General features: G+C 73.8%; 11 protein-coding genes. 7 read left to right on the top strand and 4 right to left on the bottom strand.

Translation table 11 applies throughout. The features are described from left to right. Nucleotides 1-113: 113 nt before the first annotated feature. Entirely contained in the window at nucleotides 114-779 is a 666-nt protein-coding gene (locus ABZ914_RS18295) for a hypothetical protein (RefSeq protein WP_500194190.1), read from the bottom strand. Between the two features lie 199 nt (nucleotides 780-978). Between ABZ914_RS18295 and ABZ914_RS18290 the strand changes: the two genes are divergently transcribed. From ABZ914_RS18290 to ABZ914_RS18275, 4 genes are all read left to right on the top strand, one after another. After that, nucleotides 979-1,554, top strand: a complete 576-nt coding sequence (locus tag ABZ914_RS18290) for a YqgE/AlgH family protein (RefSeq protein ID WP_433234051.1) — start codon at nucleotides 979-981, stop codon at nucleotides 1,552-1,554. A gap of 9 nt (nucleotides 1,555-1,563) precedes the next feature. After that, nucleotides 1,564-1,827, top strand: coding sequence for a DUF3039 domain-containing protein (locus ABZ914_RS18285; protein WP_190868722.1), 264 nt, complete (start codon nucleotides 1,564-1,566; stop codon nucleotides 1,825-1,827). A 285-nt stretch (nucleotides 1,828-2,112) separates the two neighbouring features. Next, nucleotides 2,113-3,171 carry a zinc metalloprotease gene (locus ABZ914_RS18280; RefSeq protein ID WP_500194188.1) on the top strand — a complete coding sequence of 353 codons (1,059 nt, stop codon included), beginning with the start codon at nucleotides 2,113-2,115 and terminating at the stop codon, nucleotides 3,169-3,171. A gap of 36 nt (nucleotides 3,172-3,207) precedes the next feature. Next, nucleotides 3,208-4,947 carry a DEAD/DEAH box helicase gene (locus ABZ914_RS18275; protein WP_433155631.1) on the top strand — a complete coding sequence of 580 codons (1,740 nt, stop codon included), beginning with the start codon at nucleotides 3,208-3,210 and terminating at the stop codon, nucleotides 4,945-4,947. Nucleotides 4,948-4,997: 50 nt separating this feature from the next. Here the strand turns inward: ABZ914_RS18275 and ABZ914_RS18270 are convergent, their stop codons facing one another. The 3 genes from ABZ914_RS18270 to ABZ914_RS18260 all read right to left on the bottom strand — a co-directional run bounded on the left by ABZ914_RS18270 (nucleotide 4,998) and on the right by ABZ914_RS18260 (nucleotide 7,487). Continuing rightward, a complete protein-coding gene (locus ABZ914_RS18270) occupies nucleotides 4,998-5,543 on the bottom strand; it encodes a gluconokinase (protein ID WP_500194186.1) in 546 nt (181 codons plus the stop codon). 20 nt (nucleotides 5,544-5,563) lie between these two features. Then, on the bottom strand, nucleotides 5,564-6,148 hold the full coding sequence (locus ABZ914_RS18265) for an isochorismatase family protein (RefSeq protein ID WP_500194184.1): 585 nt from the start codon (nucleotides 6,146-6,148) through the stop codon (nucleotides 5,564-5,566). Between the two features lie 70 nt (nucleotides 6,149-6,218). Beyond that, nucleotides 6,219-7,487, bottom strand: a complete 1,269-nt coding sequence (locus tag ABZ914_RS18260) for a nicotinate phosphoribosyltransferase (protein ID WP_500194192.1) — start codon at nucleotides 7,485-7,487, stop codon at nucleotides 6,219-6,221. A gap of 294 nt (nucleotides 7,488-7,781) precedes the next feature. Here ABZ914_RS18260 and clpS point away from each other — a divergent pair, with 294 nt between their 5' ends. The 3 genes from clpS (at nucleotide 7,782) to ABZ914_RS18245 (ending at nucleotide 9,832) form a co-directional block, all read left to right on the top strand. Continuing rightward, the gene (gene clpS / locus ABZ914_RS18255) at nucleotides 7,782-8,078 is read left to right on the top strand and encodes an ATP-dependent Clp protease adapter ClpS (RefSeq protein WP_151546078.1); all 297 of its coding nucleotides are present in this window, start codon (nucleotides 7,782-7,784) and stop codon (nucleotides 8,076-8,078) included. A gap of 115 nt (nucleotides 8,079-8,193) precedes the next feature. Next, nucleotides 8,194-8,721: a DUF2017 domain-containing protein gene (locus ABZ914_RS18250; RefSeq protein WP_500194182.1), complete on the top strand. Its 528-nt coding sequence runs from the start codon at nucleotides 8,194-8,196 to the stop codon at nucleotides 8,719-8,721. A gap of 178 nt (nucleotides 8,722-8,899) precedes the next feature. Further along, nucleotides 8,900-9,832, top strand: a complete 933-nt coding sequence (locus ABZ914_RS18245; RefSeq protein ID WP_500194180.1) for an MEDS domain-containing protein — start codon at nucleotides 8,900-8,902, stop codon at nucleotides 9,830-9,832. Nucleotides 9,833-9,885 lie beyond the last annotated feature (53 nt).

Genomic DNA, 9,885 nt, shown 5'->3' with positions numbered 1-9,885 from the left:
GGGCCCGCGCCCCCGCCCCGCGGCCCCCCGCGCCCCCCCCCCCCCCCGCGCCGACCCCCCCCCCCCCGCGCCCGGCTCGGCCCCCCCCCGCCGGACCGGCCGGCTCGGCCGGTTCAGTCGGTCTTCTTCGCGAAGACCTGGTCGCGGCGGCGGGGCCAGATCCCGCCGTACCAGAAGATGACCACGCCGGTGAGCATCACGCCGACGCCGGTCGCGGCCCGGGCCCACAGGACGGTGTCCGGGCCGGTGTGCGGCAGCTTGGTCGGCGCGGTCTTGTGCGGCGCGGCGCCCGCGTGCTTGCAGTTCGCCGTGAGCGAGCGGGTCTCGATCTGCTTGTTGGCCCAGTCGACCTGGACGAGCGTCCGCCGGTCCTCCTTCAGCTCGACCGTCACGGTCCTGCTGTCGTGGGGGGAGACGGTGGCGGGGACGGTCGCGCTGTCGTCGTTCTTGAGGACGGTGAAGTCCTCGCGCTGCGTCCCGGTGTTGCGGACGGTCACGCGGACGGACCGCGACGGGCAGGACACCGAGCCGATGGTGGCGCTGACGGGCTGCGGCGCGGCCGTGCTCGTCGGCGTCCTCGTCGGCGTCTTGGACGGCTTGTGGGTCGTCTTCGTCGGCGAGGGGGACGTCCCCGAGCCGCTGGGGCTCGGACTCGCCGACGTGGAGGTGGTGGAGGACGCCCGCGCGCCGGAGCCCGACGACTTCATCAGGGCCGGGACGGCGATCAGCCCCCCGATGACGAGAAACACTGCGGCGATGATGACCCTGGGCAACTGCATCGCTGTCCTCCTCATCCGCCCTTCGGGCGGTCGCCCCGGGGGTCTCGGGGGGTCCGGGCTGAGCGGGCGGCCGGGTGATCCTGGATCATTCTTAACCTAGGCGGTTGTGGTGCCGATATCCCCATCGCTAGGAATGCCTAACAGGCTAACGAGCGGGGGGACGTGCCGTGGGAGGTCCGCGCAACGCATGATGGAACCCATGGAAGACGGCATCAGGGTGGGGCTTCTGCTGGTCGCGACACCTCAACTGGAGGATCCCAACTTCAGGCGCAGCGTCGTCCTGGTGGTCGAGCACGACATGGACGGGGGCACGCTGGGGGTTGTCCTGAACCGGCCGACCGAGATCCCGGTCGACCGGGTGCTGCCGCCGTGGGCCGAGCTGGTGACGGGCCCGTCGGTGGTGTTCCAGGGCGGCCCGGTCGCGCTGGACAACGCGCTCGCCCTGGCCCGCCTGCCGGGCGAGGACGAGCCGCTCGGCTGGCGGGCGCTGGAGGGCGGCTCGGAGGTCGCCCGGGTCGGCCTGGTCGACCTGGAGGCGCCGCCCGGGCTGCTGGCGCCGGAGCTGCTGCAGCTGCGGGTGTTCGCCGGGTACGCCGGCTGGTCGGCCGGGCAGCTGCGCGGCGAGATCGAGGACGGCGCCTGGTACCTGGTGCCGGCCGAGGCGGGCGACGTGTTCGCCGGGGACCCGGACCGGCTGTGGCAGGAGGTGCTCCGCCGGCAGGGCGGTGACCTGGCGTTCGTCTCCACTTTCCCCGAGGACCCGACGCTGAACTAAGGTGATGACGTGAGTACGAGGATCCTTCCCGACAGCGACACCCAGCAGGACGTCCGGCCGGACCTCTCGCATGGTGACGGCGACCACGAGCGGTTCGCCCACTACGTGAAGAAGGCCAAGATCACCGAGAGCGCGGTGACCGGCACGCCGGTGATCGCGCTGTGCGGCAAGGTCTGGGTGCCGAACCGGGACCCGAAGAAGTACCCGGTCTGCCCGGAGTGCAAGGAGATCTACGAGTCCATGCAGCCGGGCGGGGACAAGGGCGACGAGTGACGGCCGGCTGAGAGCCGGATGAGGGCGCCGGGCCGTACGGCCCGCGCGCCCCCGTGACGGTCCCGCGGTCAGGTTCGCCAGGAGGGCGGACGCGCCACCGCGGGGCTTTCGCGTTTCCACACCTGCTTTTCCAGATCAGCTTTCCAAACGGGGACATACGGGGGACAGATGCGGCGGTTCGCCGGGGTTTCGCTGTGCGCACTGACGGTCACAGCGTGTGCGGTGTCGAGTTCGATGAGTGACGGCCCGCGTGCGCGGGCCAGGACCGTGCGGACGGCCGGCGTCATGAGGACGTCCGGCGCGGCGGGGAAGATCGGCGCGGCGGGGGAGGACGGGTGCGGGCGGGGCGCCGCGGCCCGGGCGGCCCACCCGCGCGACGCGGGCGGGGAGCTGAGCCGCGGCCAGGTCGTCGCGATGCTCGGGGACCTGCGCAGGACGCTCCGCGAGCGCTACGGCACGGCGGACGAGGCGCGTCTCGACGCGCTGCGGTCGGACGGCCGGTCGGACGCGGCGCCGTCCGATGCGAGACGCGCCGACGCGGGACGGTCCGACGCGAGGCGGTCCGATGCGGCGAGGCGGCGGGCGCTGGTGATCCCGGTGCGCTTCCACGTCCTCGCCGCCGGGCGGACGGGGCGGCTGTCCGGGGCGGCCGTCCGGAGCCAGATCGCCACCCTGAACGCGGCGTACAGCGGGCGGACGGGCGGCGCCGACACCGGCGTGCGGTTCCACCTCGCCGGCTACGACGTGACGAACAAGGCCGCCTGGTTCTCCCACCCGCGGAAGTACCAGAGCGGCATCAAGCGCAAGCTGCGCAGGGGCGGGCGCGGCACGCTCAACCTCTACACGGCGGCCGTGGGCAGCGACGTCCTCGGGTTCTCGACCTTCCCGCAGTGGTACCGCAAGAGCCCGCGCATGGACGGCGTCGTCATCGACTACCGCAGCCTCCCGCACGGCTCCTACCGGCGCTTCAACCGCGGCTACACGGCCGTCCACGAGATCGGGCACTGGCTGGGGCTGCTGCATACGTTCCAGGGCGGGTGCACGCCGCCCGGGGACGGGGTGTCCGACACCCCGTACGAGGCTTCCCCCGCGCAAGGGTGCCCTGACTACAAGGACAGCTGCCCGCAGCGCGGCGAAGACCCGGTGCACAACTTCATGAACTACGGGTTCGACTCCTGCATGCGGCAGTTCACCCCAGGTCAGGGCCGCCGCATCCGCGCCGCGTGGGCCGCCTACCGGGCGGCGGGGAACGGGCGCGGCCAGGGCGGCGCGCGAGAGCGCGGGAGTGTGGATCGCGGCACAGGAGGGGCCGGGGCGGCGCGATCTGTCGGTGGGGCTCGGTAGCCTGCTATGACCGTGAGCACCTTCGCCGCATCGAGCATGCCCCCCGCGTTCCCCGAGCGGGCCGCCTGGGGGACCGCGCAATCCCTGCGCGCCTGGCAGCAGCAGGCGCTGGAGGCTTACTTCGGCACGGACGGGCAGCAGCCGGGCCCGCGCGACTTCCTCACCGTCGCGACGCCCGGCGCCGGTAAGACGACGTTCGCGCTGCGGCTGGCCCGGGAGCTGATGGAGCGAAGGATCGTCGCCGCGATCACGATCGTCTGCCCGACCGAGCACCTGAAGCGGCAGTGGGCGGAGTCCGCCGCCCGCGTCGGCATCAAGATCAACCCGGAGTACCAGAACGGCGACGGCCCGGTCGGCAAGGACTTCCACGGCGTCGCCGTCACCTACGCGACCGTCGCGGCGCGCCCGGCGCTGCACCGCAACCGCACCGAGTCGCGCAAGTCCCTGGTGATCTTCGACGAGGTGCACCACGCGGGCGACGGCCTGTCCTGGGGCGACGCCGTCCGGGAGGCGTTCGAGCCGGCGACGCGGCGGCTCGCGCTGTCGGGCACCCCGTTCCGCACCGACATCAACCCGATCCCGTTCGTCCGCTACGAGGAGGGCCCGGACGGGATCAAGCGCAGCCAGGCCGACTACACCTACGGTTACGGCCCGGCGCTCGCGGACGGGGTCGTCCGGCCGGTGATCTTCCTGGCGTACGCGGGCGAGATGCGCTGGCGCACCCGCGCCGGCGACGAGATCACCGCGACGCTCGGCGAGCCGCTCACCCAGGACCAGACCGCGCAGGCGTGGCGGGCCGCGCTCGACCCCAAGGGCGACTGGATCAGGCAGGTCATCGCCGCCGCCGACCGCCGCCTCACCGAGCTGCGCCGCGCCATCCCGGACGCGGGCGGGCTGGTCATCGCCACCGACCACGAGGCCGCCCGCGCCTACGCCAAGATGCTCCGCGCGGTCACCGGGCAGGGCGCGACGATCGTGCTGTCGGACGACCCGACCGCGTCCAAGAAGATCAAGGCGTTCAGCGAGACCGACGACCGGTGGATGGTCGCGGTCCGGATGGTGTCGGAGGGCGTCGACATCCCGCGCCTCGCGGTCGGCGTCTACGCCACGTCCACCAGCACGCCGCTGTTCTTCGCGCAGGCGATCGGCCGTTTCGTCCGCGCCCGCAAGCGCGGCGAGACGGCGTCGGTGTTCCTGCCGTCGGTGCCGACGCTGATGGGGCACGCCGCCGAGCTGGAGGAGGAGCGCGACCACGTCCTCGAGCGGCCCGTCCGCGAGGACGGCCTCGACGACGACCTGCTCGCCGAGGCCAACCGCAAGCAGGACACCCCGGACGTCGGCGAGGAGCTGCCGTTCGAGACGGTCGAGGCGTCCGCGACGTTCGACCGCGTCCTGTACGACGGCGGCGAGTTCGGCATGCAGGCCCAGCCGGGCTCCGCCGAGGAGGAGGAGTTCCTCGGCATCCCCGGCCTGCTGGAGCCCGAGCAGGTGACGCAGCTGCTGCGCAAGCGGCAGGCCGACCAGATCGCCAACGAGCGCCGCCGCAAGACCGGCGACCCGCGCGCCGACCGCACCGCCGCCGAGGACCTGCACGCCCTGCGCAAGGAGCTGAACGGCCTGGTCAACGCGTGGAACCACCGCACCGGCCAGCCGCAGGGCGTGATCCACAGCCAGCTCCGCACGGCGTGCGGCGGGCCGGCCGTCCCGCAGGCCAGCGCGGAGGAGATCCGCAAGCGGATCAGCAAGATCCGCGAGTGGGCCGCCAAGCGCGCCTGAGGCCGGACGCCGAGGGTGTCGCCCGCGCCGACGGCGGGCGCGTCGCGGGGTCAGTGCAGCGGTGCCAGGTCCAGGGCCTTGACGATGCGGTCGACCGTCTCCTCGGGGGAGTCGGTGATGGGGACGGTCAGGACGTGCTCGTCCGGGGCGGGCCGCTCCAGGTCGGCGAACTGGCTGTCCAGCAGGCCGGCGCCGAAGAAGTGGCCGTGCCTCGCGCGCATCCGCGCGGCGATGACGTCGCGGTCGCCGTCGAGCATCACGGTGCGGACGGCGGGCCGCCCGCCCGTGAGCCGGTCGCGGTAGGCGCGCTTCAGCGCCGAGCAGCTGACGACGCCGGGCCGCCCGGTCTCGAGCCGGTCGTCGATCCACGCGGCGATCGCGCGCAGCCAGGGGGCGCGGTCGGCGTCGGTCAGCGGATGCCCGGCCCGCATCTTCGCGATGTTCGCGGGGGAGTGGAACGCGTCGGCCTCGGCGTAGTCCCAGCCGAGCCGCTCGGCGAGCAGGCCGCCGACGGTGGACTTGCCGCTGCCGGACACGCCGGCGACCAGGATCACTTCGACGCCGGGGGGAGTGCTCGTCTCAGGGGGAGTGCTCATTTCGGGGGCAGTGCTCACGTTCAGTCGCCGCTCACGACCGGGTCGCCGGAGAGGGCGACGCCCTCGCGCCCGAGCTCGTCCAGGGCGCGGCCGACGGTGGCCTTGCCGACGCCCGCCGTCAGGTCGAGCAGGACCGTGGTGCGCAGGCCGGCCCGGGCCGCGTCGACGGCGGTGGCGCGGACGCAGTGGTCGGTGGCGATGCCGACGACGTCGACGGCGTCGACGCCGCGGGAGGCGAGCCAGTCGCCGAGCGGGACGTCGTCGTCGGAGACGCCCTCGAAGCCGCTGTAGGCGGCGGTCTCGCGGCCCTTGCTGAACACCGTCTCGATGGGGGCGAGCGCCAGGTTGGGGTGGAAGTCGGCGCCCGGGGTGCCGATCACGCAGTGCGGGGGCCAGCTGTCGACGAAGTCGGGATGGTCGGAGAAGTGGCCGCCGGGGTCGAGGTGGAAGTCGCGGGTCGCGACGATGTGCGCGTAGTCGCCGCCCCGCGCCGCCACGTGGCCCGAGATGGCCGTGGCCACGCCCGCGCCGCCCGCGACGGCGAGCGACCCGCCCTCGCAGAAGTCGTTCTGCACGTCCACGATGATCAGAGCCTTCTTGCCCATGACCGCTCCTCTGCCTGTGTCTCCCCGCCGTCGACGCTACCCCAGCGGAGGCCGTGCCCTTCCGGGCCGGTCAGCGGCGCGGGCCGCCGTCGACGAACTCGGTGGGCACGGCGGGCTCGCCCTTGGACAGCTGGAGCGCGGTCGCGGGGAGCTCCGCGACGGACCGGACGTGCCGTTCCCGGGCGTCCCGCAGCGTCTCCCGCCCGACGATCTCGCCGTCGCGGACGAGCGGGACGTGCAGGACGCGGTCGCGCGGCCCCGGCGTCGGCTCGCCGACCGACACCGTCTCGGCGTACGCGGTGCCGTGCGCGTCGATGCACCGCACGGCGCTCTTGCGGCCGCCGCGGCTGGGCTTGCCGGTGGAGCGCTTCGCGACCGGCCGCATCGCCGCGTCCTCGTCGCCGGAGTCGGCGCGGGCGACGAGCTTGTAGACGAGCGAGGCGGTCGGGGCGCCGGACCCCGTCACCAGGGACGTCCCCACGCCGTACCCGTCGACGGGCGCGGCGGCGAGCGCGGCGATGCCGTACTCGTCGAGGTCGCCGGTGACCACGATGCGCGTGCCGTGCGCGCCCAGCGAGTCGAGCTGCTCGCGGACGCGGCGGGCCACCACGCCGAGGTCGCCGCTGTCGATGCGGACGGCGCCGAGGGACGGCCCGGCGAGCTCCACGGCCGTCCGGACGGCCCGTTCGACGTCGTAGGTGTCGACGAGCAGCGTCGTCCCGTCGCCCAGCGACGCGAGCTGCGCCTCGAACGCGTGCCGCTCGCTGTCGTGCAGCAGGGTGAACGAGTGCGCGCTCGTCCCGGCGGTGGGGACGCCGTAGAGGCGGCCCGCCTCCAGGTTCGACGTGGTGGTGAACCCGGCGATGTAGGCGGCGCGGGCGGCGGCGACGGCCGCGCGCTCGTGGGTGCGGCGCGACCCCATCTCGATGATCGGCCGGTCCTGCGCGGCCTGCACCATCCGGGACGCGGCCGAGGCGATCGCGCAGTCGTGGTTGAGGATCGACAGGACGATGGTCTCCAGCAGGACGGCCTCGGCGAACGTCCCCTCGACCACCAGGATCGGCGATTCCGGGAAGTAGCAGTCGCCCTCGGCGTAACCCCAGACGTTCCCGGAGAAGCGGTACTTCTCCAGCCACTGCGCCGTGGGCTCGTCCACGATCCCCTTGGCGGTGAGGAACTCCAGTTCGGCGCCGTCGAACCGGAACGCCTCGATCGCGTCCAGCAGCCGCCCGATCCCCGCGACCACGCCGTACCGGCGGCCCGCGGGCAGGCTGCGCGCGAACACCTCGAAGACCGCGCGCCGGCCGGCCGTGCCGCTGCGCAGCGCGGCCTGCAGCATCGTCAGCTCGTACTGGTCGGTGAGCAGGGCGGTTCCGTCATCAACGTCCACAGGTGGAACCCTAAGGGCAGGTGCGGGCACCATGGAGGGGCGGGCCACCGCGCCCGGCGGAGATCACACCGCGGCCCCGCGGGCGCCGCCCGGCGCCCCGGCGGAGATCGCGTCGGGGACGGTGAAGATCGCACCGGACGGCGCGGGGCGCATAGCATCGGGTGCCGTGGGCGGACCGACAACGCGGGGAGAGGGGGAGACGCGGCCGATGAGCGTCACGAGCAGGGCGAGCGGGGCGGGCTCATGAGCACGGCGCCCGCACCCGTCGAGCTGGAGCGGCCCGACGCCGAGGAGGACGTGCGCGCCGACCGGCCTTGGCTGGCGATCGTCTGGAACGACCCGATCAACCTGATGTCGTACGTCACGTACGTGTTCCAGACCGTTTTCGGCTACCCCAAGAGCAAGGCCGAGAAGCTGATGCTGGACGTCCACCACAAGGGGCGCGCCGTCGTGGCCAAGGGCACCCGCGAGGAGATGGAGCGGGACGTGGAGATCCTGCACTCCTACGGGCTGTGGGCCACCGTCAAGCGGGACGACTGATCACCGGCGAGGCCGGCCGGTGGGCGCGGGGGCCGTCGCCCTCGCCGTCCGAGGCCGTCCCCCTCCGGGGAGCAGTGACGACCCGCACCGAAGCCTTTCTGGGCGGAGCGATCCGATGAGCAACGTGAAGAAGACCCGCAAGGGCGTCGTCGTACGGCTGGAGCCGGAGGAGGCGGCGCTGGTGCGGGCCCTGATGGAGCAGATGGTCTCGCTGCTCGGGGACGCCCCGGGCGAGGACGGCGAGCTGGCCTCCATGGGCATCGCCGAGAACGCCGTCAAGCCGGACGACCCGGTGCTGGCGCGGCTGTTCCCCGACGCCTACCGCGAGGACGGCGAGGCGGCGGGGGAGTTCCGCCGCTACACCGAGATGGGGCTGCGGGACGGCAAGCGCGAGGCGGCCCGGACGGTGCTGGACGCGCTGAAGGACCCGGGCTCCGACATCGTCCTCGACCAGGAGCGGGCGCAGATCTGGCTGCGCGCGCTGAACGACGTGCGGCTGGCGCTCGGCACCCGGCTGGACATCAGCGAGGAGTGGTACGAGGAGGCCGAGCAGCTCGACCCGCGCGATCCGCGGGCGCCGATGTTCGCCGCCTACGACTGGCTGACGATGCTGCAGGAAGGGCTCGTCCGCGCCCTCTGGTGACCCGCGGGCGGGGCGCCGCCGCCCGTGCGACGCGGTGGGACGTTTCCGTCCGTACCCGGCCATCACCGACATCACCGATTGTCGGGACGCGGACGCCCTGAGTGGTGTCCACTGGAGCGTGAGGGGACGCCGCCAGTCCCGCCGCGGAAGGCGGGCCTTACGCCAACCGGAGGCCGCGATGCCGGCAACGGACGCGCACAGCAAGCCCGTCGGCTCGATGGAGCTGGGCGACCACCTGTGCCTCTTCTTCGACAGCGACGCCGAACGGCGGTCCGTCATGGCCGCCTACGTCCGCGACGGGGTGCGCGCGGGCCAGAAGGTGATCTACATCTCCGACGCCGTCCCCGCGCGGGACGTCGCCGCCTGGCTCGGCGGCCGGGACGGCGGGCCCGACACGGTCCGCCCGGTCCAGGACGACACCGGCTTCGACTTCGCCGCCGCGGCGGACGCCGGGCACTTCGCCGTCCGCACCGCCGAGGAGACGTTCCTGGCCAGCGGCCGGTTCGACCCGGACGAGAGCCTGGAGCTGATGGCCACCGAGATCGACCTGGCGCTCGTGCAGGGCTACGCGGGGGTCCGGATCGCCGGCGAGGCGCGGTTCTCGCTGCGCCGCTGGCCCGGGACCGAGCGGCACGGCGACTTCGAGCGCATGCTCGACCAGGTGTTCATGACCACCGACCTGAAGGCGATGGCGATCTGCCAGTTCGACCGCCGCTGGTTCGACGAGGTGCGGCTGGCGGAGCTGGAGGCCGGCCACATGGGCCGGGTGCGGGCGAACGACCACTACGACGACGGCGCGCTGCGCATCTCGCCGACGTTCACGCCGCCCGGCGCGGCGCTGACCGGGGCGCTGGACGCCGCGAACGTCCCGGCGGCGGAGAAGGTGCTGGCATCGGTCGCGTCCACGGCGGGGCTGCTCTGCCTGGACCTGCACGGCCTGACCGGCTGCGACGAGGCCGGGCTGCGGCTGCTGGCCGACGCGGACCGGCCGGGCTCCGCCACCGGCCGCGGCCTGCTGCTGCGCGGCGCCGGCCCCGCCCTGGCGGGCCGGTTGCGCGAGTCGGGCCTGCTCGCGCGGTCAGGAGTGTCGATCGAGGAACGGACCGGCTGAGCGGAGGGATTGTCGCGCATGGCGGGCGGGCACCGCGGGGCAGGCGGGCACGA

It is taken from the genome of Spirillospora sp. NPDC046719 (genome assembly GCF_040645715.1).
Lineage (GTDB): Bacteria > Actinomycetota > Actinomycetes > Streptosporangiales > Streptosporangiaceae > Spirillospora.
This window is presented reverse-complemented; position numbering and strand designations above follow the sequence as displayed.